General features: G+C 57.8%; 30 protein-coding genes and 1 riboswitch. Of the genes, 8 read left to right on the plus strand and 22 right to left on the minus strand.

Annotated features, from left to right (window positions below; translation table 11 throughout):
* The first annotated feature begins 14 nt into the window (after positions 1 to 14).
* Both ACZ1G7_RS18575 and tcuA read left to right on the plus strand, forming a co-directional pair.
* Positions 15 to 989, plus strand: a complete 975-nt coding sequence (locus ACZ1G7_RS18575; protein ID WP_472660862.1) for a D-2-hydroxyacid dehydrogenase family protein — start codon at positions 15 to 17, stop codon at positions 987 to 989.
* On the plus strand, positions 986 to 2,452 hold the full coding sequence (tcuA, locus tag ACZ1G7_RS18580; protein ID WP_472660863.1) for an FAD-dependent tricarballylate dehydrogenase TcuA: 1,467 nt from the start codon (positions 986 to 988) through the stop codon (positions 2,450 to 2,452). The genes ACZ1G7_RS18575 and tcuA overlap by 4 nt, the downstream gene beginning before the upstream one ends.
* Here the strand turns inward: tcuA and ACZ1G7_RS18585 are convergent.
* A complete protein-coding gene (locus tag ACZ1G7_RS18585) occupies positions 2,434 to 3,351 on the minus strand; it encodes a LysR family transcriptional regulator (protein ID WP_472660864.1) in 918 nt (305 codons plus the stop codon). The two genes, tcuA and ACZ1G7_RS18585, sit on opposite strands and share 19 nt — an antisense overlap.
* A gap of 137 nt (positions 3,352 to 3,488) precedes the next feature.
* Here ACZ1G7_RS18585 and ACZ1G7_RS18590 point away from each other — a divergent pair, with 137 nt between their 5' ends.
* Positions 3,489 to 4,274, plus strand: a complete 786-nt coding sequence (locus tag ACZ1G7_RS18590) for an MBL fold metallo-hydrolase (protein WP_472660865.1) — start codon at positions 3,489 to 3,491, stop codon at positions 4,272 to 4,274.
* Positions 4,275 to 4,461: 187 nt separating this feature from the next.
* Here the strand turns inward: ACZ1G7_RS18590 and ACZ1G7_RS18595 are convergent, their stop codons facing one another.
* The 3 genes from ACZ1G7_RS18595 to ACZ1G7_RS18605 all read right to left on the minus strand — a co-directional run bounded on the left by ACZ1G7_RS18595 (position 4,462) and on the right by ACZ1G7_RS18605 (position 8,482).
* Positions 4,462 to 5,379 carry a type IV pili methyl-accepting chemotaxis transducer N-terminal domain-containing protein gene (locus tag ACZ1G7_RS18595; RefSeq protein WP_472660866.1) on the minus strand — a complete coding sequence of 306 codons (918 nt, stop codon included), beginning with the start codon at positions 5,377 to 5,379 and terminating at the stop codon, positions 4,462 to 4,464.
* 208 nt (positions 5,380 to 5,587) lie between these two features.
* Positions 5,588 to 7,123, minus strand: a complete 1,536-nt coding sequence (locus ACZ1G7_RS18600; RefSeq protein WP_472660867.1) for a phosphate ABC transporter substrate-binding/OmpA family protein — start codon at positions 7,121 to 7,123, stop codon at positions 5,588 to 5,590.
* A 522-nt stretch (positions 7,124 to 7,645) separates the two neighbouring features.
* Entirely contained in the window at positions 7,646 to 8,482 is an 837-nt protein-coding gene (locus tag ACZ1G7_RS18605) for a bifunctional allantoicase/(S)-ureidoglycine aminohydrolase (RefSeq protein WP_472660868.1), read from the minus strand.
* A 481-nt stretch (positions 8,483 to 8,963) separates the two neighbouring features.
* Here ACZ1G7_RS18605 and ACZ1G7_RS18610 point away from each other — a divergent pair, with 481 nt between their 5' ends.
* Positions 8,964 to 9,413, plus strand: coding sequence for an Rrf2 family transcriptional regulator (locus ACZ1G7_RS18610; protein ID WP_472660869.1), 450 nt, complete (start codon positions 8,964 to 8,966; stop codon positions 9,411 to 9,413).
* Positions 9,414 to 9,639: 226 nt separating this feature from the next.
* Positions 9,640 to 10,404: a DNA alkylation repair protein gene (locus ACZ1G7_RS18615; RefSeq protein WP_472660870.1), complete on the plus strand. Its 765-nt coding sequence runs from the start codon at positions 9,640 to 9,642 to the stop codon at positions 10,402 to 10,404.
* Positions 10,405 to 10,406: 2 nt separating this feature from the next.
* Here ACZ1G7_RS18615 and ACZ1G7_RS18620 read toward each other — a convergent pair whose 3' ends face one another.
* Positions 10,407 to 11,567 carry a cytochrome P450 gene (locus ACZ1G7_RS18620; protein WP_472660871.1) on the minus strand — a complete coding sequence of 387 codons (1,161 nt, stop codon included), beginning with the start codon at positions 11,565 to 11,567 and terminating at the stop codon, positions 10,407 to 10,409.
* An 88-nt stretch (positions 11,568 to 11,655) separates the two neighbouring features.
* Here ACZ1G7_RS18620 and ACZ1G7_RS18625 point away from each other — a divergent pair, with 88 nt between their 5' ends.
* Positions 11,656 to 12,147, plus strand: a complete 492-nt coding sequence (locus ACZ1G7_RS18625; RefSeq protein WP_472660872.1) for a MarR family winged helix-turn-helix transcriptional regulator — start codon at positions 11,656 to 11,658, stop codon at positions 12,145 to 12,147.
* A 258-nt stretch (positions 12,148 to 12,405) separates the two neighbouring features.
* Here ACZ1G7_RS18625 and ACZ1G7_RS18630 read toward each other — a convergent pair whose 3' ends face one another.
* Together ACZ1G7_RS18630 and ACZ1G7_RS18635 are read right to left on the minus strand one after the other, a co-directional pair.
* Positions 12,406 to 12,831, minus strand: a complete 426-nt coding sequence (locus tag ACZ1G7_RS18630; protein ID WP_472660873.1) for a substrate binding domain-containing protein — start codon at positions 12,829 to 12,831, stop codon at positions 12,406 to 12,408.
* A complete protein-coding gene (locus ACZ1G7_RS18635; protein WP_472660874.1) occupies positions 12,761 to 13,306 on the minus strand; it encodes a LysR family transcriptional regulator in 546 nt (181 codons plus the stop codon). Before ACZ1G7_RS18635 ends, ACZ1G7_RS18630 begins: the two co-directional genes overlap by 71 nt.
* A 101-nt stretch (positions 13,307 to 13,407) precedes the next feature.
* On the opposite strand from ACZ1G7_RS18635, the gene ACZ1G7_RS18640 reads away from it, so the two are divergent.
* Complete coding sequence (locus tag ACZ1G7_RS18640; RefSeq protein ID WP_472660875.1) at positions 13,408 to 13,698, plus strand: putative quinol monooxygenase; 291 nt, start codon at positions 13,408 to 13,410, stop codon at positions 13,696 to 13,698.
* Between the two features lie 23 nt (positions 13,699 to 13,721).
* Complete coding sequence (locus ACZ1G7_RS18645; RefSeq protein WP_472660876.1) at positions 13,722 to 14,735, plus strand: zinc-binding alcohol dehydrogenase family protein; 1,014 nt, start codon at positions 13,722 to 13,724, stop codon at positions 14,733 to 14,735.
* Positions 14,736 to 15,013: 278 nt separating this feature from the next.
* Here ACZ1G7_RS18645 and ACZ1G7_RS18650 read toward each other — a convergent pair whose 3' ends face one another.
* The 15 genes from ACZ1G7_RS18650 to ACZ1G7_RS18720 form a co-directional block, all read right to left on the minus strand.
* A complete protein-coding gene (locus ACZ1G7_RS18650; RefSeq protein ID WP_472660877.1) occupies positions 15,014 to 15,373 on the minus strand; it encodes a Lin0512 family protein in 360 nt (119 codons plus the stop codon).
* Positions 15,370 to 15,714 carry a Lin0512 family protein gene (locus ACZ1G7_RS18655; protein WP_472660878.1) on the minus strand — a complete coding sequence of 115 codons (345 nt, stop codon included), beginning with the start codon at positions 15,712 to 15,714 and terminating at the stop codon, positions 15,370 to 15,372. Before ACZ1G7_RS18655 ends, ACZ1G7_RS18650 begins: the two co-directional genes overlap by 4 nt.
* 59 nt (positions 15,715 to 15,773) lie before the next feature.
* A complete protein-coding gene (locus ACZ1G7_RS18660) occupies positions 15,774 to 16,514 on the minus strand; it encodes an ABC transporter permease (protein ID WP_472660879.1) in 741 nt (246 codons plus the stop codon).
* Positions 16,515 to 17,165 carry a TenA family protein gene (locus tag ACZ1G7_RS18665; protein WP_472660880.1) on the minus strand — a complete coding sequence of 217 codons (651 nt, stop codon included), beginning with the start codon at positions 17,163 to 17,165 and terminating at the stop codon, positions 16,515 to 16,517. It lies immediately after the preceding gene.
* A gap of 22 nt (positions 17,166 to 17,187) precedes the next feature.
* On the minus strand, positions 17,188 to 17,883 hold the full coding sequence (locus ACZ1G7_RS18670) for an ABC transporter ATP-binding protein (protein WP_472660881.1): 696 nt from the start codon (positions 17,881 to 17,883) through the stop codon (positions 17,188 to 17,190).
* Positions 17,880 to 18,551 carry a thiaminase II gene (tenA, locus tag ACZ1G7_RS18675; RefSeq protein ID WP_472660882.1) on the minus strand — a complete coding sequence of 224 codons (672 nt, stop codon included), beginning with the start codon at positions 18,549 to 18,551 and terminating at the stop codon, positions 17,880 to 17,882. Before tenA ends, ACZ1G7_RS18670 begins: the two co-directional genes overlap by 4 nt.
* Positions 18,548 to 19,483, minus strand: coding sequence for an ABC transporter substrate-binding protein (locus ACZ1G7_RS18680; RefSeq protein ID WP_472660883.1), 936 nt, complete (start codon positions 19,481 to 19,483; stop codon positions 18,548 to 18,550). Before ACZ1G7_RS18680 ends, tenA begins: the two co-directional genes overlap by 4 nt.
* A gap of 11 nt (positions 19,484 to 19,494) precedes the next feature.
* Positions 19,495 to 20,469, minus strand: a complete 975-nt coding sequence (locus ACZ1G7_RS18685) for a HesA/MoeB/ThiF family protein (protein WP_472660884.1) — start codon at positions 20,467 to 20,469, stop codon at positions 19,495 to 19,497.
* Positions 20,466 to 21,062, minus strand: coding sequence for a thiamine phosphate synthase (locus ACZ1G7_RS18690; RefSeq protein WP_472660885.1), 597 nt, complete (start codon positions 21,060 to 21,062; stop codon positions 20,466 to 20,468). Before ACZ1G7_RS18690 ends, ACZ1G7_RS18685 begins: the two co-directional genes overlap by 4 nt.
* Positions 21,059 to 21,829 (minus strand): thiazole synthase, encoded by a 771-nt coding sequence (locus ACZ1G7_RS18695; protein WP_472660886.1) that lies wholly within the window; start codon positions 21,827 to 21,829, stop codon positions 21,059 to 21,061. Before ACZ1G7_RS18695 ends, ACZ1G7_RS18690 begins: the two co-directional genes overlap by 4 nt.
* Before the next feature lies 1 nt (position 21,830).
* A complete protein-coding gene (gene thiS / locus ACZ1G7_RS18700; RefSeq protein ID WP_472660887.1) occupies positions 21,831 to 22,028 on the minus strand; it encodes a sulfur carrier protein ThiS in 198 nt (65 codons plus the stop codon).
* On the minus strand, positions 22,012 to 22,992 hold the full coding sequence (locus tag ACZ1G7_RS18705; protein WP_472660888.1) for an FAD-dependent oxidoreductase: 981 nt from the start codon (positions 22,990 to 22,992) through the stop codon (positions 22,012 to 22,014). The genes thiS and ACZ1G7_RS18705 overlap by 17 nt, the downstream gene beginning before the upstream one ends.
* The gene (gene thiD / locus ACZ1G7_RS18710; protein WP_472663762.1) at positions 22,992 to 23,786 is read right to left on the minus strand and encodes a bifunctional hydroxymethylpyrimidine kinase/phosphomethylpyrimidine kinase; all 795 of its coding nucleotides are present in this window, start codon (positions 23,784 to 23,786) and stop codon (positions 22,992 to 22,994) included. Before thiD ends, ACZ1G7_RS18705 begins: the two co-directional genes overlap by 1 nt.
* Before the next feature lie 61 nt (positions 23,787 to 23,847).
* Positions 23,848 to 23,948: riboswitch (TPP riboswitch) on the minus strand.
* A 103-nt stretch (positions 23,949 to 24,051) separates the two neighbouring features.
* Positions 24,052 to 25,791: a sigma-54-dependent Fis family transcriptional regulator gene (locus tag ACZ1G7_RS18715; protein WP_472660889.1), complete on the minus strand. Its 1,740-nt coding sequence runs from the start codon at positions 25,789 to 25,791 to the stop codon at positions 24,052 to 24,054.
* A gap of 377 nt (positions 25,792 to 26,168) precedes the next feature.
* Complete coding sequence (locus tag ACZ1G7_RS18720) at positions 26,169 to 26,348, minus strand: hypothetical protein (protein WP_472660890.1); 180 nt, start codon at positions 26,346 to 26,348, stop codon at positions 26,169 to 26,171.
* Between the last annotated feature and the right edge of the window lie 131 nt (positions 26,349 to 26,479).

Genomic DNA, 26,479 nt, shown 5'->3' on the forward strand with positions numbered 1-26,479 from the left:
CGGGGACAAGACGCATGAAAGTTCATATTCTCGACGACTGGTTTGACACCCTGCGTGGCTTGCCATGTTTTGCCAAGCTAGAAGGGCATGAGGTCACTGTCTGGACTGACCATGAGCCGGACCCCGTCAGGCTTGCGCCACGCTTACGTGAGGCTGATTGCTTGGTTCTGTTTCGCGAGCGGACCAAGATTGGAGCGCCTTTGCTGGAACAGCTTCCCAACTTGAAACTCATCTCTCAACGCAGCGTCTACCCGCATATCGACGTAGCAGCCTGCACCCGCAATGAGGTGCTGCTTTGTTCAAACATGCACGCCGGATCGCCGTCCTATGCTGCCGCAGAATTAACGCTGGGCCTGATGTTGGCGAGCTATCGTAACATTCCCGAACAGGCTGCCTCCCTAAAGAGCGGCACATGGCAATCAGGCGTCGGACGGACGCTGCGGGGGCGCATGCTTGGGCTTTACGGTTATGGCCGGATCGCGCGGGCCGTTGCGGACTATGCCAAGGCGATGGGAATGCAGGTCCAATGGTGGTCGTCAGAGGAGGGTCGCGCGCGCGCCGAGGCTGACGGTGAACGCGTTGCCGCCTCGCGAGAAGAATTTTTCGCGAGTTCCGACATCGTTAGTGTGCATGTGCGCCTGAAGCCTGGGACGCATGGGATCATAACGGCGTCGGATTTGGCGGCAATGTCAGACCGTGCGCTTTTCATCAATACATCACGCTCGGGGTTGGTGGCAGACGGTGCGCTTGAGGCAGAGGTCGCCCGCGGCCGTATCTTCGCTGCCGTTGACGTGTTCGACACAGAGCCATTGACCGACACAAACCACGAGTTGCTCCGTGCGCCCAATGTGTTGGCCACACCGCATATTGGATATGTCACTGAGGATGAATTCGATTTGCAATTCTCGGACATTTTCGATCAAATCAACGCCTTTGCCAGCGGTACGCCCATCCACATGATAAATCCCGAAGTTTGGACACACAGATGAAAAAAATCGTTATCGCAGGGTCGGGTAATGCAGCCCTTTGTGCAGGAATCGCGGCTCTCGAGAAGGGCGCTGAGGTTTTAATCCTTGAAAAGGCCGATGAAGCTTTAGCAGGGGGCAACACCAAGTATACGGCGGGTGCGATGCGCTTTGCCTATGGTTCCGGCGATGATTTGCTGCCGCTCTTGAAGGACCCCGATGATCCGCGGCTCGCACATACGGAATTCGGCGGTTACACCGAAGAGACCTTTGCTGGAGATTTGCTGGGCTTCAATGACGGCCGCCCGCTCAGCCCTGAGCAACAGGTTTTGACATCCCAAAGCTATGAAACACTGAAGTGGCTAGGCTCGCATGATGTTCGGTTCGAACCAATCTATGCGCGCCAGAGCTTTGAAAAGGATGGCCGCCATGTGTTTTGGGGCGGGCTAACGCTAGCGGCTGAGAATGAGGGCGTTGGTTTGTTCGATCAGGAGCTTGCGGCGTTCAAACGACTGGGCGGGACAATTCGATATGAAGAAGCTGTCACCGATCTGATTGTCGAACAGGGCAGGATTGTTGGCGTGACCACCAGCACGGGCGCACGCGTTTCAGCTGATGCGGTGATCCTTGCGTGCGGTGGGTTCGAGGCGAGCGCCGCGCTGCGTCAGACCCATATTGGCCCGGATTGGGACAAGGCCAAAGTGCGCGGCACACCGCACAATACAGGCGACGCCTTGGTGATGGCAGAAAAACTCGGCGCACAAAGCTATGGTTTTTTCGGTGGCTGCCACGCAACGCCAATGGATTTACACATGGCGGATTTTGGCAACCTTGAGCTACCGCCTTCGGAGCGCAAAAATTACCGCAAGATTTGCTATTTTCTGGGCGTGATGCTGAATGCTAATGGCGCGCGCTTTGTTGATGAGGGGATCAATTTCCGCAACTACACCTATGCGCAATTTGGGTCCGCCATCATGTCCCAACCTGGGCATTTCGCGTGGCAGATTTTTGACGCGAAGGTCTTTGATCTGCTTTACGGCGAATACCACTTCCATGATGCCCACTTCGTTGAGGCCGACAGTCTGGAATCTCTGTTGCCCAAACTAGACGGCGTCGATCAGGACGCGGCAGCTGGTACTTTGGCGGCTTACAATGACGCTGTCGACGAGAACGTCCCTTTTGATCCGACCGTCCTTGACGGGAAAGGTACAAAAGGGCTGGAGCTGGCCAAATCAAATTGGGCGCAGAAGCTGGATACTGGCCCGTTCCGCGCCTACCCGGTCACAGGTGGCATCACCTTCACCTATGGCGGGTTGAAAGTTGATGAGCGTGGCGCTGTGCTGACAGAGGCGGGGCACGCGATTGACGGCCTTTTTGCGTGCGGTGAACTGGTCGGCGGTGTGTTCTTCAATGGCTATCCCGGTGGTTCCGGTCTGACCTCAGGGGCGGTGTTCGGACGCCGGGCGGGCTACGGTGCGGCTGGGTGATCATCCACGTCTGTCGTTTCAGGCGGGCCTTGCGCAATAAAACGCACGAATAGTGTCGTGAGATTTTCGCGCCGTGATTGGTCAGGCCAAACGGCATGAACTCCGAGCGGTTTGAGCGTCCAATCGGGGAGCACATGTACCAACTCTCCACGTTCAAACCCGCTGCGGGCGAGATGTTCCGGAATGGTCGAAACCCCCAAGCCGCGCATGGCGAATTCGTAGAGCGCATTGGCCGAACTGACGGTGACATGGGACCGGCCTGAGACGGTGACCGTCTCACCTGATCTTGCCGTCAATTCGGTCCGACCTGGGTGCATGGAGAAGCGGATCCAGTTCCAATCTTCTAGGTCTTGCGGCGTCATGGGGGGCGGCTTTCCGCAAAAGTAGTTGGGGCTGGCCACCAGCAATCGCTCGATCGTTCCGATCTTGCGGGTCAGAAACTCACTGTCTTCCAGCCAGCCCGCGCGGATAGCAACGTCAAACCCGTCTTTAATCAGGTCCCGCCGCCGGTCGGTAAAATGTAGGTCGAGCGACACTTTAGGATAGGTTTTTGCAAATTCAGCGATGTCATCCATGAGCTTTGTTTGCGTCAGAAAGGCCGGGGCTGATACCCGCAGAAGGCCCGCCGGGTCACTGCTAAGCGGGTTGATGGCGTCCAACCCTGTTTCGGCGGCTTCCAACATGGCACGCGCCTGAAGGTGTAACGCCCGCCCCTGCTGTGTCAGCGATAGCTGCCGCGTGGATCGGTAAAGCAGCGTGACCCCCAAATCCTTTTCTAGGTTAGAAACGGCCTGGCTGATCCGCGACGGCGCCAGACCCAAGTGATGCGCGGCAGCCCGGAATGAACCCTGATCCACCACGGTCGAAAATATCGCGATACTCCGTAGTTTTTCGATCATTGTTCACTTTACCAGAATTGTTCAATCATCATTTGGTTACTTATTGAGAATGGTACTTGTCAATAATTTGGGCTCATCGGCGTCCGCGCCGGTGCAAGACGTCTTGTCTGATGCCAATCCAAATGGAGTTTTTTGATATGACCCAGCCTTCCAACCCAACACTTACCCGTCGTGATCTGATGAAAGGGGCCGCGCTTACAATAGGTGCGGCTACCTTCCTGCGCACGGCTTTGCGCCCTGACATCGCGCACGCTCAAGGGGAATTGCCGCCCGGCACTGTACATAGTTTTGCGACCGGTGGCGTGACGTTTCACACTTATGTCTCACCAGCGCAGGCCGTGAATGTAACGTCGCATGTGGTGGAATTCTCAGATCAATTGCTCGTCGTCGATGGCACAATGCTGCCGCCGACAGCGCAGGAGGTCTCTGCCTTGATCGCTGCGACCGGCAAACCGGTGGGACTGGCCGTTCTAAGCCATGAACATCCTGATCACTGGGGCGGCTCGGCATTCATTGAAGGAACGGTTTTTTCCACACTGCCACAAATTCGTACGGCCGTTGCTGCGGAGGCCGCGGGAGGCGACTTCCCGGAACCGACGACAGTTTTGAACGGCCCTGACATTTCCATTGGTATGACCGAAATATCGGGCGTCCCGGTCGAGTTCCGTCACTATGAGAACACGGAGGCCCCGCATTTGATCGTGACCGTTCTGCCTGAGCAGAAAGTCGCAATCGTGCAGGACTTGGTCTATAACGGCGTCTTCTTTGCACCCGGCGTTGACCGGAAAAACTGGATCGCAACATTGGAAAGCCTGCGCGATGATCCAGCCTTTGATACGTTGCTTGTTGGCCATGGGCTACCGACCACCCGGGGGAGTTTGATACAGCGATCGCCTATATCAAAGTGCTCGATGATGCGATGAGCAATGCCGCAACGCCCGACGACGCAGCGGCCCAGCTCAAAGAAGCATTTCCGGGCTATGGCGGGGATTTTCTGTTGTCACTTATCCCCGAATATTGGAACCGGTGACGCCCATTCAAAGATGAAAAAACCCCGGTCCTGTTTGTCAGGGCCGGGGCTGCTTTGTTTCAAACCATGCGCTCACGCGTTTAGCTTTCTTTGGTTACGGCTTTCGCGTACATGCCGACAACTTCGTTCATCTTTTTCATTGTCGCGTTCAGGCCTTGGAATTTCTTGGTCTCGGCGGCCGCGTCAAGTGTTTCGCCGGCGATAACTTTTTCCAACAGTGGTTTTACGCTTTGCCAATTGGCTGAGACCTGTTTCAAACCTTCTGCGATTGCCGGTGTCGGTGGGCGGCGGATGCCTGCAGCTGGCAAGCCGTTGATCAAAGCATCCAACGAAGAATGGAAGGTCTGAACTGTGCCTTGCAAGGCAGCAATCGTTTCAGGCGTTCCGTGGCCTGTGTTTGCAATGCAAGATTCTTTCGACATTTTTTGGGTAAGCATCCGTTGGCGACCAGCGATGTCGATCAGCAGAGAATCTGCTTGAACCAGTTCGATCGGGTTCGAATATTGGCCCACAACTTGGCTGACGACGCCTTTGGCTTTGTCAAGAACGCCCATGTTATTGTTCAAGATGGTCAAAAGATGTTCTTCGCTTACGTCGCCTTCGATCATTGCTTGTGAGGCGTCTTTCAGCGGAACCCACGCGGTGCGCAATTCGCCAATCGTGGCTTTGGTCTTACGGCGTGGTTCAGCGCTGTTGATGTTGAGCGACGGGTCGCCGAATTCAAGCGCGTTTACAATCTTATCGAACTCTGCGGTCGCCCCTGTCAGCAATTTCTGCGCGCCTTCAGGGTCTACCCCCTCTGAAAGGTGGCATGCGGCGGACGGGATGCGTTGTGACAACATGCGCAACTTGCCGGAGAAGTTGATGCGCTCTTGCGCGCCTGTGTCCTCTTGAAGTGCGACAGGGACAATCTTGGCGTCTTCGGCCAAGGTCGGTGTCGCCAATGCGGCGCACCCAAGGGCAAGCGCTGCGGCGAGATTTGGGAGAGTGGGGGTCATTTTGAAGGTCCTTTGTACGGTATCATTCGACACATGCAGCCTTCATGCTGCTTGGCCGATAACTGGTAGAGCGAACGATGTTTACAAACTGTCGCTTGGCTATTCTGGTCGACGTGTTTTTGTCTGATTGGCTCCCCCACGCGGGCCGCTACGTCAGACAATGGGTGAAGAAGATGCATGCCCTTTCGAACATGCATCTTCTTATGTCTTAGGACTGTGGGTTCTTCGTGATCCACACTTCAACGCGGCGGTTGATGGAGCGGCCACGATCCGACACGTTACATGCCGATGGTGCAACTTCACCGTAGCCTGCGATCTTCATGTCGATGTGATCCAGGCGGCCACCAGCTGTCTCGATGATGTTGTCAGCGACTGTTTCGGCGCGGCCCAGCGACAAGCGACGGTTCGCTTCAAAAGCACCCACATCGTCTGTGAAGCCAACGATGGTCACGGATGTGCCGTCATCTTCGCCTTCGAGGTAGTTGATCAGACGCTGCATGTCGAGCTTACCACGTTCGTCAACTTTCGAAGACCCTGTGCGGAAGCGGAATGTTGTCGACAGACGGTCATAGTTCACCATCTCAGCCATCATTTCCTGCATTACTTCGCTTTCAAAACCAGCGTCGTAGCTTGCAACTTCAACTGCCATGGCGGCGCCGCGACCTTCTTCAAGGCTTTGAGCGCGACGGGTGATGCCGAGGTCGATGAACCCGGATTTCCCGATCACGCCATCAGCTTGATCCGATGTGACGAAGTCGAGGAATTCGCGGCCCTCTGCGTCGAGGTTGTCGGCGCGGTTATACAGGTACATACGACGGTTCAGGGCGTATTCTTCCGTTTTGGCGGAGAAGGCGTCTGGTGTCGTTGCGATGCCGCATTCGTTGATCAGCGTCATTGGCTTGGCGCCACGCTGGAAGGCGTAGCCGAGGTAGCCGATGGCGTTTTTGTCGTGGTAGATCGCGTTCGACAGTGCCTGGTCATCTGCGGTGATGCCTTGTGGCAGGAACTCGGGGCGCTCTTCGCCATACAGGTAGTCTGCGAAGAATTCGTGGCTGGCTGAGTCCTGATCACGCAAGAAGACGTTGATCGGCTTGTTTGGACCACCGAGCTCGGACCAGTTTGTGATCTCGCCCGAGAAAATCCCGCGAAGCTGGTTGAAGTCAAGCTGGTTCACCGGGTTGGAAGCGTGGGTTACAACAACCATGCTGTCGACCGCGATGATGCGTTCTTGGCTTGGGCTGACCATGCTGCCAGCACCTGCTGCGCGAAGGGCGCGTGCTTCGTCCTTGGTGATGCGACGCGAAGACATGCCAATTTGGGCGCTGCCATCAAGCAGGCCGGAAAAGGCTGCATCATCATTGGTGGCCGACACGAGGTAGGACCCAACTTCGTCGCCAAAGCCACCGTCATCAATGATCGTGGCAAGTGCTTGGCCAGTGGCCGGGTTGGTCAGCTCTGCGTCTGCGTCGATGGACGCAGCATAACCTGTCATCAGGAGCGGCATCATGCCGAGCCCGATTGCGTCAGAGCCTACGATTGTGACGTCGGCGGACGCGTTGCCGAATGTTGGGCAAGCGGCGCCTTCACACACAACGCGGCTGGCGTTGATGCGCAGGTCACCAAGTGCCGTACGAACGATGTAGGAATCGTCTTTGAAATCAACGAAGTCGCCAACGACATTGATTGTGCCGTCGGTCGATTTCAGTGTGACTTGCTCCGCAATGGCTGCTGTTGAAAGCAACATGCCGGATGCAATAGCGACAGACGCCGCAGATGTTTTTAGTCGCTTCTTAAGGCTGTACATAACAGTCTTTCTCCTCTCCAATTTGCTCAGGACTATTGGACCCACCACTCGAACCTCGAAACTTGAAACCAAAAACAGTCCGAATGAACGAACGCCTTAACGCTCTGTCCTAAATCACTGGCTGAAACAAAGCGGGTAAATTGGCGGAAATTGTGTCCAAATGTGGGTTTTTTGTTTAGTTTTAAGACAGTTTAATGAAAATTGGCGCAGGTATTTTTTTGCCGTAACATCATGAATTTTAAGCTGAAATTCGGAAACTCAAATTGCGACCTTGCCGCGCAATTGCCCATTTTGCGGGTTGGGAACCGCGGATCGACCGGAACTTGCCCGCTCTTTTCGCGCCTGTACCGCTAGCATCTTCAGCCGCAGTTGTATTCCGGCGTTAAGGCATTTCGAACAAGTGGACCCGCCTTAGAGGCGATGTGAACCAAAGCTGCTCTGACGTGCGTTTGGTTTTGCGTTTTAACCCTTCTTGGGGAAAAGCCGCAGGTCCATGTGACGGTTCACATCCTTATAGAGCAAGTACCGAAACTTGCCCGGACCGCCCGCATAGCAAGCTTGCGGACAGAAGGCACGCAGCCACATGTAGTCACCGGCCTCAACCTCGACCCAGTCGGTGTTGAGGCGGTAGACGGCTTTGCCCTCCAACACGTAGAGCCCGTGCTCCATGACATGTGTTTCCATGAAAGGGATGACTGCGCCGGGCTCGAACGTGACGATTGCGACATGCATGTCGTGGCGCAGGTCGTCGGGGTCTACGAAACGTGTCGTAGACCATTTGCCGTCGGTACCAGGCATAGGGGTCGGGGCTATGTCGTTTTCGTTCGCGATGATCACATCGGGATGGGCAAGACCCGGAACGGCTTCGTAGGCTTTGCGGATCCAATGAAATTTAAGCATCTCGCTCGTCTCATTGTGCAAACGCCATTCAGTCGTTGGCGGCAAATAGGCGTATCCGCCTGGAGCTAGGGTGCGGTTTTCGCCGTCGACGCTCAATGTTGCCGTGCCCTCGACGACAAACAAGGTACCCTCGGCGCCTGCATCAGTCTCTGGATGGTCCGAACCGCCGCCGGGTGAGACTTCCATGATATATTGCGAAAAAGTCTCCGCAAATCCGCTTAGGGGGCGGGCGATGACCCAAAGACGGGTTTGTTCCCAAAACGGTAGTTGGCTGGTGACGATGTCGCGCATCGTCCCTTTTGGGATCACGGCATAGGCATCGGTAAAGACCGCTCGGTCCGTTAGCAACTGGTCTTGTGGCGGGTGCCCGCCTGTCGGGGAAAAGTAGGTCGCAGTCATAAGATCTCCGGTGCGGGCAGTGCGTTGGGACAAGTATGTGCGCCGCAGTTGCCAAAAACCACCCATAAACATCTAGCGACGACCAAGCAGGACATTGTATTTCTCTTGGCCACGCTCAACCCTTCGCAAATTTCACAAAGCCAAGCGGACTTTATGCAGCGGCAAGTTCTCAGCCCGCCAAGCGGATGAAATGAGTTTTGGGGAGCTGAATAGGGCTGCATTCAGGTTCATGCGCCTTCATACTGTTTCTGACACACAGCAGACAGTTCGCCAAAGCACACGGAGAGCTACGTTCGTAAGATCTTGCAGTTACGTCGATGGAGCAGGTTCATGCCCAGTATATTTCAGCGTCTACTTTTGGAATTTCATTTCTGAGAGGTTTTGATTTCGAAAAAATTGACCACAAAATCGTACCTACTAGCCGGCGTCGAAAAATTGGGGTCTGTGAAATCTCGCACCTGCTCTGGGGTTGCCGTATGTATTGTGGCAAGTTGCACGCGAAAGGAAGCTAATGAGTTTGGATCAATCCCTTGCCGTCGCGGCAAATTCGCTGTGTGTCATTGCGTTTTTGGCCCCGGACCCTGTGCCTGCTTCAAAGATTGCGGAGCAGATTTTTGTCAACCCGGTTGTCATTCGTCGTGCCACAGGCAAGCTCGTAACTGCGGGGCTCGTCCGGTCTGTTTCCGGGGCGAATGGTGGATACGTTCTGTGCATGTCCCCCGCTGAGATCACTTTGCAGGATGTTTTTTCCGCGATTTCAGAAAGGGGGATTTTTTCGCGAGCGAATGCAACACCGCAGGCGGCTTGTGTGGAGGGCGAGGCAATCAGCAATGCCATAACGTCGGTGTTTGGCGATGCAGAAGAGGCCTTCGCCGAGGTGCTGCGCGCGACCACTCTCGATCAGTTATTGGCACGGGCGGAATATGCTTGACGGTTTTGCCTATATATATAACAAGCACAGTGTCTGTTATGTATTGAGGCGGCATTGGATGTCACAAAACCACCGTCGGGATGAAACGAACATCAGAAAGTTCGGACAATCTAATCGGCGAGATGCTCGTCGCAGACACATAAATCGTAGTGGTCCCGATGTATAATTTCTTGGTGCCATCGAAGTTCAAAACCTATCTCAATAGCTCTGTGAGGGTCGTGCGAACATGGTGACACCAAAGCGCAAGGGTGCAGCAAGTGTGGCGGGCGTGCCGTCTGACATCCTCGCCCAGCTGAACGCGGGCGAGATCGAGGCCGCGACCCTGTCCGAGAATTTAGCAACGGATTTTTCGGCTCTTATGGGAGCCGTTTTGCCCGAGTTAGCGGCCCAGGCTGAAACGATTGATGCCAAAGTAGGTGTGACTAAGCGCATGGCTGCGGCGGCGCAGATCATTTTTGAACAATCTGCCCTTGATCGATTGCAATGGCTCGCCAATCATCGGTCCGACCTCGTGCGCGGCTGGGGCGCTTACCTGATTGCGGCCGACCCGATCGCATCACTGCCCGACAAACTTCGCGCAATGCGGCCCTTTGCAGATGACGCTCATTTTGGGGTGCGTGAATGGGCCTGGCTTGCACTGCGCCCAGCCATTGTGGCCGATCCAGAGGTTGCTATTTCAGAACTTACACCCCTGACCTTGGACGGGTCAGAATATCTTCGCCGCTTTGCCAGCGAAGCCGTTCGTCCACGCGGCGTTTGGGCAAGCCATATCAAACTGTTAAAAGACGCGCCCGAACATGGGCTACCAGTGCTTGAGCCCCTGCGGTCCGACCCATCACGCTATGTGCAGGATTCTGTGGCCAATTGGCTCAATGATGCCTGGAAATCCCAACCCGATTGGGTCGAGGCGCTATGTGATCGTTGGGTGGCCCAATCCCAAGTGGACGCCACGCACTACATCGTCAAACGCGCTCTGCGGAACAAAAAATAGGGTCAAGTATCCCATGCTACGGGCATCGAAACGGGCCCGCGGAACGCCCAGCCGCCAAAGCGGGTCTGCCCCGCAAGCCGGAGGTTCGGCAACGCGTCGAACAGGGCGGGCATGACAACTTCGGCGATCAGGCATTTCGAGGCCCAGGCCCCCGCGCAGAAATGCGGGCCCGCGCCAAAGGCGATCGAGGGGCCGCAATCCTGTGTGATGTCAAAATTGTCGGGACTGGAGAACACCGTCTCGTCGCGGTTGCCTGAGCCAAACATCAAGAAGACCCGGCTGCCTTTCGCCAGCGTCACACCATGTAGATCGTAGGGCTGCGCCATCTCGCGCGGGCTCATCCCGATGGGCGACATCCAGCGGACATATTCTTCGAACGCCTGCAACCAAGTGGCTTGCCCGCGTTGCACCATCTGCAACTGCTCGGGATGAGTGAGGAGCGCCCAGACAAGTCCGGCAATCACGTCGCGTGGTTCGTTCTGGCCGCCAGAGATGGCTAGCTTTATATTGGCGCGCACGCTTTCAAGGCCGAGGCCTGCCTGCATCTGCACAGACAAAAGCGAATGGTTGGGATCGGCCTTCAAGTGCGGGATCATCTGGTCGATATGCCGGTCAATCGAGGCCGTGCAATCATGGCAGAGCGCCGTGACTTTCGGGTCGCCTGCATAGTTAGCACAGCCGTCGATCATGCCCTGGCTGACGCGGTCCATTTCCTGCCAACTCATATTGCGCAAGCCGGTCATCGCGATCAGAGCCTCTCCAGACAGGCGTTTGGCAATCTGCATTGCCATATCTGCCCGCCCAAGCGGTCTGAACTCGTCCAATGCCGCGTTCGTGGCCATCTCAAACTGTTCTTTCCATACGGTCTTGACCGTTTTGGGGGAGACAGTCGGGAAGATTGCCTTGCGCTCGGCCAGATGCGCCGCCCCATCTTTGCGCATCATGTTCTGCCCCATGAGCTGCGTCATCAGCCCCTCGGGCTGCTCGGACGAGAAATAGGCAATCTTCTTTTCTACCTCGAAGATGTCATCGCGCCGTGTGATCAAAGTGGCTTTTAGCTCAGGCACAAAGGCCACCGGCATATCCCTGCGCATAACTTTTAGATCGGGATATGGGTCGGCCCAGAAGGCGACGGGATCAATGTGATATACAGGTGGTTGCATGTGGCAGGTTTCACTCGCAGGGTGCAACGTGTTGACATGACAACACGTTAGTGCTGAGCTGTCAAATAGGCAATAGGACGGGGATGTCGTGGCTACAGAGTGGGTCGAGCTATTTCTGGTCGATGTCGTGTCGGAAGAGAACGATCTGGTGCGCCAAACCCTCAGCTTCTCTCGCACGCCGACGGTCTTGTTGACCTTCGCCGCCAATCGGTTCACGCGGCAAAACTCTGCCATGTTGCAAGAGCGTTTCGGCATTGGGGCAATGGATTGGCGTATGCTGGTCATGTTGGCCCGCCAACCGGGTGCATCCGTCGCGCTATCCAGCGAAACTATCGGCATCGACAAGGCTGCAGTCAGCCGCAGCCTGCACCGTTTGGCCACTAAGAAGCTGGCCAAAGGAAAGGCCCACGACAACGACCCGCGCCGGAGGGACTGGTATCTGACATCAAAGGGTCAGGCGTTCCATGACATGGTCCTACCAGTTGTTTTAGAACGGCTAAAACATCAGATGCGGAGCTTTTCCAATCAGGAGGTCGCCGAATTTACCCGTTTACTTGCCAAGTTTCATGACAATCTGTGACCTTGTTCAATTTGGCGCTTCGACTTGCTGAAGCATCGGCCCGAACCAAGTAGACAGGTCAATTGCCAACATTCGTACATCGCGCAGCACTCAGAAAAAGGGCTCGCAGCCCGTATCGCAAACATTCGTTGCGGGGCCAGAACCTGGCACTGATAGAGCTCGCATTCTGCGGGAGGGCGCTGAAATTTCTGCCCTACATTGGACGTCAGCTTGGTACTGCATTTTTTTTGGCCAAAATTTGAAAAACAGGCGCACAGCCTATGCTTCGAAATGTGTATCGGGAACGGTTAAACGGAGATGCTCAGCAAAAGCGGTAACGCGCCGTGGTTGCGCCCTTCCTGGTGGGAACATCATTTGAAGTGGGTTTGGCGGCGGTAGGTGGTCTCCAAGTAATGACACCAACGATCCAGCCCGTATGTCTTCAGCCACATCCAGCTCTGACTTCAAAACGATACCGTGTCCCGCCAAAGCCCACGACCGAATAAGCCACCCGTCGTTCACAACACGGCTTCCCCGAACCGTGACGCGCTTGCGCTTTTGCCCTGTCCCAAATTCCCAAGTGTTGTCCAAGGCCTCCCCAAAGCGCATCACCAGGCAATTATGGTCTTTGAGGTCATCGGGTACTCTTGGGGTCCCATGCATTTCTAAATAGTTGGGGGCAGCACAGACAAGGCGTTGGAACATCCCGAGGCTCCGTACCCTCAGGGTCGAGATCCGTCACGTTGCCAAAGCGCACGGCCAGATCGAACCCTTGGCCGACCAAGTCGACATATCCGTCTGACAATGACAGTTCGATCGAAACCGCCGGGTTCTCGTCAGTAAACGTGGATATGGCGTCGGAGATGATGGAACGCCCCAGATCAACGGGGGCAGAGATGCGGATCAGTCCAGAGAGTGTTTCCGCCCCATAGCGAATGCGTGTGTCGAGGTCAGCGACTTCACTCAGAACAGATTTGGCCCCGTCGATAAGCGTTCGACCCTCCTCGGTTAGGCTGATGGATCGTGTTGTCCGATTGAACAAGACAACGCCGAAATGGGCTTCGAGTGCGGCAAGACGTTCCGACACGGTCGTTGTGGACAGACCGGTTTCGCGGGCCGCTGCGACAAGGCTGCCCTTTTCGGCAATGATCATAAACAGTCGAAGGTTATCGAGAAGCATTGGCCGCCTAAACCGGATTATATATTCGAATGATAGGCGTTTATCCCGAAAGGGCGACCCCGTAAAGTTAATGGATAGAAATTCAACAAAGGATGACCCCAATGGCCAAACTAACCATCGTCGCAAATATCAAAGCCAACCCTGAAAAAGTCGATCTCGTGAAGGCCGAGCTGCTCAAGCTGATCGACATCACCCGGGCCGAAGAAGGCTGCATCAACTACGACCTGCACCAGGACAACGACAACCCGGCGCATTTTGTGTTCTACGAGAACTGGGAGAGCCGCGATTTGTGGCAGACGCATATGGGCGCTTCCCATTTGGCCGCTTACATGGAAGCAACCGATGGCGCGGTCGAAGAGTTTACATTGAACGAGATGAGCATCATCGCCTGATCATCAAACCAAAGGAGCACGCCATGAAAGCTGTCGGATATAGAGAGACCGGACCAATTGATCGCGCAGACGCGCTGATCGACTTCGAGGCTGAAACGCCAACTGCGATCGGCCATGATCTGTTGGTCAAGGTCGCAGCGGTATCGGTAAATCCGGTGGATACGAAAATCCGGCAGCGGCGTGCTCCGACAGGTCAGACACCTGACATTCTGGGGTGGGACGCTGCGGGCGAAGTTGTCGGCATCGGGGATGCGGTCACCAGTTTTTCGGTGGGTGACAACGTCTACTACGCCGGTACTGTGAATCGGCCCGGCACAAATTCCGAATTTCATCTGGTGGATGAACGGATCGTCGGCAACGCGCCAAGCTCCGTCGCCGCGTCTGCGGCGGCCGCGATGCCGCTCACGACACTGACGGCACATGAAATGCTGTTTGACCGCCTGCGGATCGACGCCCCTATCCCCGGCGGCAAGAAAACCCTGCTGGTGATTGGTGGTGCGGGTGGCGTTGGGTCGATCACGATCCAACTGGCCCGTGCCCTGTCTGATGTCACGATCATCGCAACCGCGTCCCGACCCGAGACGAAAGCCTGGGTGGAAGAGCTGGGCGCGCATCACGTCATCAGCCATGCAGAGCCACTCGGGCCGCAGATTGAGGCCCTAAGCATCGGCAGTGTCGATTTCGTCTATTCGACAACCCATTCGGACCTTTATTCGGCCCACGTCGCCGGTTTCATGACACCCCAAGGCCGCTATGGGCTGATTGATGACCCCGCGACCTTCGACATCATGCCGTTCAAACCCAAGGCGATCTCGGTCCATTGGGAGTTTATGTTTACCCGTCCAATGTTTGAGACTGCCGACATGCAGCGGCAGGGTGACATCCTGAACGAGGTGGCATCACTAATCGACGCGGGCAAAATCAAATCGACGGTTGCAGATAGCTTTGGCAAAATCAACGCCGCAAATTTGACGAAGGCTCATGCGCTGCTGGAAAGCGGCAAGGCGAAAGGAAAGATTGTTCTGGAGGCGTTCTAGAATGCAAATCTAGCGGATGGATCATGTGACTGTCGTAAATGCCAAGCTGGCAAAGATAGAACGTTTGCTACAAAATGGTTCTTGGGGTGCGATCTGGGGCCCTGCCTGACTACCCCTTTTGGCGGGGCGTGGCTCTACTCGGTGAATGCGCACAGATGCAAAAGCGCTGAGTGGCCGGTAAAAGGCCTAATTGTAGCCCCAACACATTGCCGCGTGGATGACAAAGAGCAGGCGCATCAGAAGGGTAGGGCGCAAACTAAGCCGACCCCGTCGCGCGCCTAGACCTCGGCCAATTCCATCCCGTGGCCAGTGGTGTCCAGCATGGCCTTGACCGCAACCGACGCCAGAACAATGTCTTCCTTGCCGCCCATGCCTTTGTCATCGAGGCCGCCTTTCACCACCTTCACATCCACACTGCCGAAGGGCAGCGCGTCGGCGACGGCTTGTTTGTCGACCTTGTCCGGTTCTGAAACTCCAATCGTCAATTCGATCTTCATTTCGGACGGGTGCTTGTAGTTGTAGAAAATCGTCAGCGAGCTATGCCGGATCGCGTCAGAGATCCCGCGTAACGCGGCTTTGGTGTAGTCATGCCCATGGACATCCGCGCCCATGCCAAGTTCCATGATCAGCGGTTTCATGCGACGTCCTTCAAGTTGTAAGACACGGTGACGATGGCCTGCGCGATGATCGGGGTCTCGCCCAGCATATCCAGGTCCAATCCGCCTTGTACGGCCTCGGCCGTAATATGGCCAACCGGGGCCTCGGCTTTGACCACCTCCAGATCAACCGCGTCGGGGTTTCCGACCCCGACCCGAATTTTCACGATCATCTCATCCAGCGGCAGGTCAAACGCCCGGTGCATCGACAGAAAATTCCGATGCAGGGCGTCGCGCACGGCGGCGGCGGCGGCTTTGGTGTAGTCCTGCCCTTTCAGATCAGTGCCCATGCCCATCTGAACGGCAAACTGTGTTTCTGGCATCCGATATCTCCCTTTACTAGGTTCAGAAAAGCAACAGCCGTGCCAATAGGCCGCGCCGCCTAGCTCTCGGTGCGATCCAGATAGCGGCGGCAAAGATGGTGAACGCCCGTGTGCAGCAGGATCGTAAAGATCGCCAACACGATCAGCGCAGCGAACATCAGGTCCGTCTTGGCCCGTCCGTTCGCCAAAAGCATCAAATAGCCCAACCCGCGTGAGGCCCCGACCCATTCGCCGATCACCGCCCCGATAGGCGCGTAAACCGCAGCCAGCCTCAGCCCAGAGGCCAGACCGGGAAGTGCTGCGGGAATGCGGATATGCCACATGATCCGCGCCGGCGTCGCCCCCATGACCCGCGCCAGCCCGAGCCAGTCGCGGTTGGTGCGCATGAGCGCGTCGAAAAACGCCGAAGTGACGGGAAAGTAGATGATGATCAGCGCCATGGTGACCTTGGACCACAGCCCGAACCCCAGCCACAGCGTCAAAATGGGGGCAAGCGCAAAGACCGGCACGGCTTGGCTGAACACCAGCAGGGGGCGGATCAAGGCCCGCGCCATGGGGGACGCGGCGAGCCCAACGGCGGACAGCGCGCCCAAGATCGCGCCAAGGGTGAGCCCAATCAGCACCTCAAGAATTGTGATCCAGGCGTTTTCAGCAAGGATTTGGCGGCTGGTCCAGATTGTCTCCGCCACCAGCATCGGACCGGGCAGGATAAAGCGTGGCAGACCAGTCAGCATAACCAGCGCCTGCCAGCCCGCAATGACGCAAATGAACGACAGAAGGGCGGCGCGCCAACCGGTCACCTAGGCCCCCTCGAACCCGGCCCAAGCGGCGTCAAAGAAGGCGCGTTCCAGATGCACGGCCTCCTGAAAGGTCTGCGTGACCTCGGTCCGGGCATTAGCGTCCAACCCGTCCCAGACTTTGTCCAATTGGCCTTGCAGATAGGCCACGACCTCGGCAAACTCCGGACCTGCATGCAGCGTGATCCATTCGCCCAGCCAAAAGGGCAACTCAGCCGCGCGGTCTTCATGGGGGTCGGCCCAGTCCAGATAGACCCATTCGGCCACGACCAGCACCGCGATCATGATCTCGTAGCGCCCTGACATGCGCGCGCGCGTCATGAGGTCCTGAAAGGCCACGGTATGGGGTGCGGCGGGCGCATCGGGTGCAACGCCCAGTGCTTCGAAACTGCGCAGGAAATAGGTATTCTCAGGCCCGGTCACGAGGCCAAGGAACTGCGCGGCTGGCACGCTGTCGGCCAAGCTTGGCGCATGCGCAATGGCGGAGGCCAGCAGGCGGACAAAGCCGTCAATGAAGTGGTAGTCCTGTTGCAGGTAACCGGCCATCAGGGCGGGATCGATGCTGCCATCGACAAGCGCATTGGTGAAGGGGTGGCGCGTGGCCGCGTCCCAGTCGGATTGCACGCTGGCGCGCAGGTCATTGCAAATGCTCATTGGATCGGGGCTCTCAATTGGTTCAGAAGGCTGGCTTGCGCCGCAAAAATATGCGGCGCGTCGAATGGGCGGGGGTTGCCCCCTCAGGCACCGGCACCGGGCGCAGCCCTGTGGGCGTCATGATGTAGATGCGATGCCCCAGACGCACCGCTTCGCCAGGGTCATGCGTGACAAGCAGCACGGTACGGTCGATCAGAAGCTCAGCGCTGAGATCTTGCATCTGCGCGCGGGTCAGGGCGTCGAGGGCGGAGAATGGCTCGTCCAGCAGGACGACAGGGCGGTCCTCCATCAAGGTGCGGGCGAGGGCTATGCGTTGACGTTGCCCGCCGGACAGCTCACTTGGGCGCGCGTTTGCTTTGTCGGCCAGCCCGACCTGCGCCAGCCGTTCGCGCGCGCGGTCCTTGTCGGGGCGTTGCCCTCGCAGGCGCGCGCCGATCAACACATTGTCCAGTGCTGTGAGCCAAGGCATTAGCAGATCATCCTGCGCCATCAGGGCGACACGACCTTCAAGCGCACCGTCGGAACAGCCAAGGCGACCGGCCAGCTCAATCCTCTCTGCAAGCCCTGCGAAGAGGTTCAGAACGGTAGATTTGCCCACCCCACTGGCCCCAAGGATCACGGTCCAGTCGCCCGCCTCGGCTGCAAAATCGATCCCGGTGAAAATCGCCGCGCCCCCGATCGAGGCATCGCCCGACAGATGCAAAGCGGGCGCGGTCACGGGGTCAGACCCATATCCCAAAACCCAACCTCCAGCCGTGTCGCGGTTGTGAAACGGTTTTGCAACGCCGCCCATCGTGGGCTGGATGCCGGCGTATCGCCCAACCGACGGGTCGCGGCAGCGTCGATCAGGGTGCCCACATCCGCGCAAAGCGCCTGATACTCATCACCCGCATAGGTGTCGATCCAGTCGCGAAATGTCTGCGACGTCGCTGTCTTGGCAAGGCTTTGGCCAATCTCGCCATACCCCATCACGCAAGGCGCAAGGGCCGCCAGCAGGTCAAGGAAATCGCCTGAATGGCCTGCATCCAGCACGTAGCGGGTATAGGCCAGATTTTCGGGGCGTTCTTCGGCGGCAAAAAGGGCGTCTTCTGAGATACCCGCCTTGGCGCAGATGTCGATATGCAGCGCGATTTCGTCATTGATCAGCCCGTTCACGGTACCTGCGGCCAGGCGCATTTCTTCGACTGTGTCGGCCTTAGTCACCGCCAAGGCCCAGGCCCGCGAAAAGTGGATTAGGAAGACATAATCCTGCACCAGGTAGTGCAAGAAGCAGTCGCGGGGCAGGCTGCCGTCGCCCAGACCCTGCACAAAGGCGTGCTGGGTGTAGGCGGGCCAGACCGGCCCGGCGCAGTCCCGCCAAGTCGCAAATGTCGCGCCGTAGCTCATTCTGCCCCCAGATCTATCGCCAGTTCCGGCACGCTACGGGTGCCTTCGATCAGGCCGCTTTCGGCCAAAAACGCCTCGAACCGCGTGTAGCGACCGGCATCAAGTGCTTCCGGCCGCAAAGCAAAACGTGGCAGGGTGTCGACCCAAGCGCGGGCGTTCAGCTCATCATCCAGCTCGGCGGAGAAGCCTTTGAAGACCTCCCAGCTGGCATCTGGGTTGTTGACAATATACTGCGTCGCCAGCTCGGTTGCGCGCATAAAGCGGCGCAGCATGTCGCGGTCCATCAGCTCTGGGTTGGCAACATAGATCAGCTCGTCATAGGTGGGCACGCCCTCTTCCTCGACATAGAAGCATTTGCCGGGCACGCCTTCGATATCCATCTGGTTCAGCTCGAAATTGCGGTAGGCCCCGATGACTGCATCGACCTGCCCAGACATCAGTGACGGGGAGAGCGAGAAGTTGACATTGACCAACTCGATATCATCAAGCGAGACGCCGTAGCGCGACAGCATGGCCGTTAGCACGGCCTCTTCCACACCGGCGACGGAGAACCCGATCTTGCCGCCTTTCAGGTCGCCAATCTCCTTGATGGGGCCGTCTCGCAGCACCAACAGACAGTTGAGTGGGGTGGCGACCAGCGTGCCGACGCGCACCAAAGGCAGGCCTTCGGCGACCTGCAGATGCAGGCTGGGCTGGTAGCTGACGGCCAAATCACCTTGCCCGGCGGCAACAAGACGCGGCGGAGCCGAAGGATCAGCAGGCGGCACGATCTCAACCTCAAGGCCCTGATCCGCGAAATAGCCAAGCTCTTGCGCCAAAATGATCGGGCCGTGGTCAGGATTGATGAACCAATCCAAAAGGATGGTCATCTCATCCTGCGCTTGCGCTGGGGCCGCCAGCAGCAGGGCTGCGGCTGTGAATAGGTGTTTCATCGGTGGTCTCCTCAGTTGTCTCCAAGGGCGATCAGTTTGATGTCGCCTTGCCAGTAGGTTGATAGCTGTTGGGCGGCCCGCCACGCACGCAGGCCGGAGCGGCAGGCCAGAACGGCGCGTTGGCCGGGTTCGGGCGCAAGATCGCCCGTCGCGAAATGATCGACACTTTGACGCCGTGCGAGTTGTGGCAGGCGCGGCCCCGGCTCGTCCACCGCGCGCAGATCGACCAGAAAATCAGTCTCAGTGATCTCAACGGGGGAGATAAAGGCCGGGTCGCGGGCGGGGTTGGTGGCGGCGTCAAAGCGGAACCCCCCAAAACGCGTGCCATCGGCGTCGTAGGTGACAAGCTGGCCAAGCGGTGAAGGCGCAGCCTCCGTCAGCACGGCAATCGCCATTTCCCCCTGCAAAGCCCCGACGACGCCGACCGACGGGCCAAGCACGCCGTCCGTGGCGCAGGAGCCAAGCTGATCAGGTAGATCAGGAAAGATTGCACGCAGCCCGGGGGCCACCCCGCCACAGAACCCGCCCACATAGCCCGAACGCCCGACCACGCTGGCGCTGATCAGCGGTTGGCCTGTGTCCTGACACAGATCAGAGGCGACATAGCTGGCGGCAAAGCTGTCGGCGCAATCCAGCAACAGATCCATGCCCTGCGCCAAGGCGGCGGCACCTGCTGGGTCAAAACTGGTTTGATACGGGTCGATATGGCAATCAGGGTTCAGCCCATTCATATGGCGCGCGGCTGTCGCGGCCTTGGGCTGTCCGATATCGGACATGCGATAAAGCGTTTGCCGGTGCAGGTTGCTGACCTCAACCTCGTCGGGATCCACAAGACGGATGCGCCCGACACCTGCGCCCACAAGATATTGCAACACTGGGGCGGCGAGCCCGCCTGCGCCGATCACCAAAACGGCTGCGTCTTGCAGCTGCCGCTGGCCATGTGGGCCAAAGCCTGCGACCGTGATCTGGCGCGCATAGCGGCTCATTCAAAAAGCCCCAACCATTCGCGGACCCGGCCTTCTGGGTCGTCGTGCAAGGTGATATCGGTCACTGCCGACACGATATCGGCCCCGGCTGCCAATGCCCCCGGTGCGCGGTCAACCGACATGCCGCCAATGGCTACAAGCGGAATATCCCCGATGCGGGCCTTCCAATCGGTGAGCTTCTCAACGCCCTGCTGGTGCCATTTCATCTTCTTCAGAATGGTCGGGTAGATGGGACCAAGGGCGATATAGTCCGGATCAAGCGCCAGGGCGCGCGCCAGCTCAGCCTTGTCATGGGTTGAGACGCCAAGCTTCAGACCCGCCGCGCGGATCGCGTCCATGTCTGCATCGTCCAAATCCTCTTGGCCCAAATGGATCCAGTCGCAGCCTAGCTCAACCGCCAGTTCCCAATAGTCATTGACCACCAGCACCGCGCCTGCGTCGGCACAGAGGTCGCGTGCTTCCGTTAGTTGCGCGCGCAGGTCCTGCGGGGTGCGATCTTTGAGACGCAATTGTACTAGCTTGATCCCCAGAGGCAGCAACCGCCGCAGCCAAAGAACATCGTCGAAAATCGGGTAAAAACCATGCAAATTCATAGGATTGCCTGCCCAAGAACGGGGGTGGAAGGGGCCGCCATGTCGCGCGGTTCCATCGGGTCGGCGTCTTGCGCCAATTGCCCGGCACTAACCGCTTTTCCAAACGCTTCGGCCATGGTGGCAGGGTCGCCTGCCTTGGCCACAGCGGTGTTCAAAAGCACCGCGTCATAGCCCAGCTCCATCGCGTTGGCTGCTTGGCTTGGCAGGCCAAGCCCTGCGTCAATGACCAGCGGAATATCCGGGAAATGGGCGCGCACCGCGCGCAGCCCGTAGATGTTGTTGAGCCCCAGCCCCGTGCCAATCGGCGCGCCCCAGGGCATCAGCACCTCGCACCCGGCATCCACCAAACGCTCGCACAGCACGAGGTCTTCGGTGCAGTAGGGGAAGACCTCGAACCCGTCCTCGCACAGGATCTGCGCGGCTTCCAACAGGTTGAACGGGTCAGGCTGCAGGCTGTCGCCATGGCCGATCACCTCCAGTTTTATCCATTTGGTATCAAACAATTCGCGCGCCATATGCGCCGTGGTCACCGCCTCTTTGACCGAGTGGCAGCCAGCCGTGTTTGGCAGGATCGCGACGCCCAATTGTTCGATCAGCGCCCAGAAATCCTGCCCCGCGCTGTCGCCCCCGGCTTCGCGCCGGACAGAGACCGTGGCGACGGAGGCCTGAGAGCGGCGAAACGCATCTGCGAGGATCGCGGGCGACGGGTATTGCGACGTGCCCAACATCAGCGGGGTCGCCAGTGTTTTTCCATAGAAGCTGCGCATTCTATCCTCCCTGCCTTGGGGCCACGATTTCAATACGATCCCCTTCGGCCAGTGTGTGTCTGCCGCGTGCGGTTGCAGGCACGAACACCTCGTTCACGGCCGTCGCGATTTTGGCCCCGGCCTTGCCTTGGTCCTGCAAAAGCTGTTCGAGGGTCGCAGCCTCTGTGTCGATGGTCGCGCCATTAACGATGATCTTCATACCAATCCTCCGGTATTTGTCCGTCCAGCATCAAATCCGCCGTCATTCGCGCAAGCGCTGGGGCCAACAAAAACCCGTGGCGAAACAACCCGTTGGCATAGGTCCGGGTCGCCGTCTGGCGGATGCGCGGCTGGTTGTCCGGGAAGGCGGGGCGTGCGTCGACGCCGATCTCCAAAAGCTCCGCCTCGCCAAATGCGGGGTGCAAGGCATAGGCGGCGTTCAACAATTCCATGACGGAACGTACTGTCGCGCGCGTGCGTTCGCCGCTTTCGATCTGGGTCGCGCCCAACATGAAGACGCCGTCACCACGTGGCACAATATAAAGCGGGAAACGAGGGTGCAGCAGGCGGACGGGACGGTTCAGCGTGACATCACGGCTGCGCACGACGACCATTTCGCCCTTTACGCCGCGCAGGTCAGTCAGGTCCGCGCGCGCGGTCAGTCCACGGCAATCAATCACCTGTCCCTCGGCGGAGGCCTCCGCATGGATGCGCACGCCAGATGCGTTGAGTTGGGTATGCAAATGCGCCAGCGTCGCGCGCGGATCGAGATGCGCTTCGCTTGGCAGGAACAGACCCTGACGAAAGCGCCCGTCGAGATCAGGCTCAAGCTCCGCAATCCCCTTGGCGTCCAAAACCTCAGACGCCGGCACCCGGCGTTGGAAGGTGCGCAATTCGCTGGTGTCGCGGCCCAGGGCTATGACAAGCGTGCCTTTGCGGATCACTTTCGCGCCGTGCCCGTCCCACCACTGCGCCGCCGCGCGGCCGTGATGCACGACGGCTGGTTCGGCCAAAGCGCCTTCGCATTCCGGCGCCAACATGCCGCCCGCCCACCAGCTGCACGCATGCTGGCCCGGCGAACCTGCCGGATCGATCAGCTGCACTGTGGCGCCCCGCGCGGTCAGCTCCGTCGCCATGGACAGCCCCGCAACGCCTGCGCCCAGAATGGTGAAATCCGCGCCCATTAAGACCACAGCCAGTGGAAGTGATGCACCGGCCCGTGACCATGGCCGACGCCCAGATCATCTGCTGCGGCAATCGCTTCATGCAGCCATGTGTGGGCAAATTCCACGGCCTCCGTCAGCCCGACCCCCGCCGCAAGCTGGGCCGCAATCGCCGAGGAGTAGCTGCATCCAGTGCCATGGGTGTTTTGCGTCGCGATCCGTGGCGCGGTGAAAGACTTGGTTGACCCTTGTTGCACAAGCAAATCGGTGCAGCTGTCGCCCTCGGCATGGCCGCCTTTCATCAACACGGCCTTGGGCCCCAAGGACAAAAGTTCTTGCGCTTGTGCCGCAATATCAACGGGGTCAGCGTCCGATTGGTCTAGCAGTTTGGCCGCTTCCGGCAGGTTCGGCGTCAACAGGTCCGCGCGCGGCAGCAGGGTGGTGCGCAGCGCATCGATTGCGCTGTCTTGCAAAAGCGCGTCGCCCGATTTTGCGACCATCACCGGGTCAAGCACCACGGGGCCGCTGAAACCGCTGATCGCGTCCGCCACGGCTTGCATCAGGCTTGGCGTGCCCAGCATGCCGATCTTGATCGCGCCGATATCGATATCATCCAACACCGCGGTGATCTGCTTGGCGACGATCTCGTCAGGGATTGGGTAGACGGCGGTGACCGCTTGGGTGTTTTGCGCCGTAATCGCGGTGATCACGCTCGCGCCGTAGACCCCCATCGCGGAAAACGCCTTGAGATCGGCCTGAATACCCGCCCCGCCGCCGCTGTCGGAGCCCGCGATTGTCAGCGCTTTGGCGACCATTTTCATGCACCCCATTCCACATTCGGGTTGGGCCGGGCGAAAAAACAGAGGGCATTCAGGGTGGTCCACATGCTCTGTTTCCTACGCCGGTCCTAACCGGTTCAGGTTCAGTGGGTTCGCTTGCGCATCTCAGCCCCAATAGGAGCACCCCAACAGATATTCGCTGGATGTTAGCGTCCAGCCCGACAGACTTCAACAAGTCGCTTTAGAAAAGCAACGACTGTGCCAAGCGCTTGTTGTCGGGTATTTTCGGGCGGCTTTCAGGTCACGAGGCTGAATTACGAATGGCATCCGGCAGGTCTTCAAGCTCGACACGGGCCACGTCGCACAGGGCGGCGCATAGTTCGAACACGTTTACCATTTCGCGGGTATTTCCGGGCCAACGGTAAGCAAAAAGCGCCTCTTCAGCCTCTTTTGAGAAGGCCAGCGGTGTGTCCCCGGACACGCGTTTGGCAATCTTGCGGACCAGCCATGGCAGGTCGTGACGCTCGCGCACGGGCGGGATTTTCAGCACCATGCCGTTCAACCGGTAGTACAAATCCTGCCGGAACTTGCCTTGGTCAACCAGCTCTTTCAGATCAAGATAAGATGCTGAAATAACACGGAAATCCACCTTGATCGCCTTGGTTGCACCAAGGGGAAGGACCTCCCGCTCAGCAAGGACCCGCAGGAGCCTTGATTGCAAACCCAGATCCATGTCGCCGACCTCATCAAGAAACAGCGTGCCGCCGTTTGCCTGTTCGATCAGCCCTTTTTTGCCCTTGGCATTTGCCCCGGTAAACGCGTTGGGCGCATAGCCAAACAATTCGCTTTCGATCAGGGATTCTGGCAAGGCCGCGCAGTTGATCGCAACGAATTTGCCCTTCTTCTTGTGGGCGGAATGGATCGCATTGGCGACGAATTCCTTGCCCGCGCCGGTTTCGCCTTGCAGCACGATGCTGATCTGTTTCCCATGCACGCGTTCGGCTTTTTCGCACAAATCCTGCAATGCGGGATCGCCGCCATGAATGCCGGAAAAAGCGGTTGAGACTGTGGAATCGACCGCTTTGGTCTTTCTGGGCGCGGGCGGTGTGACGCCTGCGAACAAAAGCTCACCATTGCACAGCTCCAGCGCCCGTTCGCCGGGCGTTTGAGCCTCGGTCAAACGGGGAATGTCGTCAGCCCTAAAGTCAAACACGTCTTCAAACGGTCGCCCGATGAATTTGTCGGTTTCGGTCCAGTCAGTGTTGGATGCTTTCGACAAAAGCTGGTGCGCCGTGTGGGTGACGCCAGAGATCGTACCATCACTTGCCACAGAAATGGCCGCGCTGGGATCGACGTCAAGAAATTCGGAGTTCTGGTTAAGCTTGATCAGCCAATCGGACTTGCGGCTTGCCATCAAATGGGCCAGCTCGATCCGCCGCACGCAGGATTTGACCACTTCCAGCGTCAAAGCCTGGCTGTGTTTTTCGATGGGAGAGATCAGAAGCGACACATCCAGACAGCCGATCAGGGAGCCGTCATGGTGATAAATCGGCACCGCCGTGCAGCTGAGCGGGGTGTTGTTGACATCGAAATGGTCACGTTGGTGGACGACAATGGCCTCACCTGTTTTCAGACAGGCCCCTACGCCGGTTGTGCCACTGTCATCCTCCGTCCAGGCCGCGCCCATATAAAGGCCCGCGCGTTTCAGCTCCCGGTCGACTTTGTGGTCCCCGATAAAGTCAATAACGACGCCTTTTGTGTCCGTCAGCAAAAGCACGTAGCCCATGGCATCGACCCGTCGGTACAGGTCTTCCATCCCGTAGCGGGCGATATTGATCAGGTCCTCGGATTCCTGCTGATGGTGACGCAAGGCCTTTTCGGTGATGATGCGAGGCTCGCCCTTACGTTCGGGGCTGAGGTTGTGTTCATTCACGCAGCGCAGCCACGAATTCACGACATCCCGGTCTCTTTGGGACGGATGGCCTTCCGCGACGGCGATGACCTCGTCTATGTGGTTTGAGAAATCAAGATTTATACCCACTGTAACACTCCTCCCAAAGCTAACAGTACGTGCTGAGCGGCTGACGCCGTGCGAAATTTCTTAACGAAACGTTAGCACAGGAAAGCGAGAAAGGGAGGAAAACTTGGGCTTTTGGGACTCAATCCGTCGTAAATAGCGGCAAAACACTGAAATTTCTGAAAGCTGTCCGCCTTGGTTGACGATGCCGGCGTCAAGTTCGGCCGAGATCCCGTGTGAGATGTTTGATCACACACGGAATCTCCGTTGATTAGGGAGCCTCAATCAGAACTTTGACCTGAGTCTTCTCGTTGGACAGCGTCTCAAACCCTTCGGTGGCGATGTCTTCGCTTGATCTCGTTTAGTCACAAGCTTGTCGGCGGAGTAGAACCCTTTGGCCATCAGAGCCATGACCGCAGGGTAGACATTGCGATAGCAATGGGGCCCGAGCCATAGACGGCCGCCTTGTCACCCGCCTTGATTTTACTGTTGCGGATCGCGACATTGGTCGCGCCCTTTCTGATTTCGATCACCTTGCCGCCATGCAGGTAGCTCCTGCATATTCCGGTCCATGCCACCATAACCTTGACGACCCCTTATTTGATTTTGGGCTCCGGCACATCTTCGACGCGGATATCTTTGGCTCCCTACCAAAGTGCTGCTTTCATGTTCTCCTCCTTTGAACGCTGTTTTTGTGTCTTTTTGAAACGGT

This window comes from Litoreibacter sp. JB4-2, from assembly GCF_055693445.1.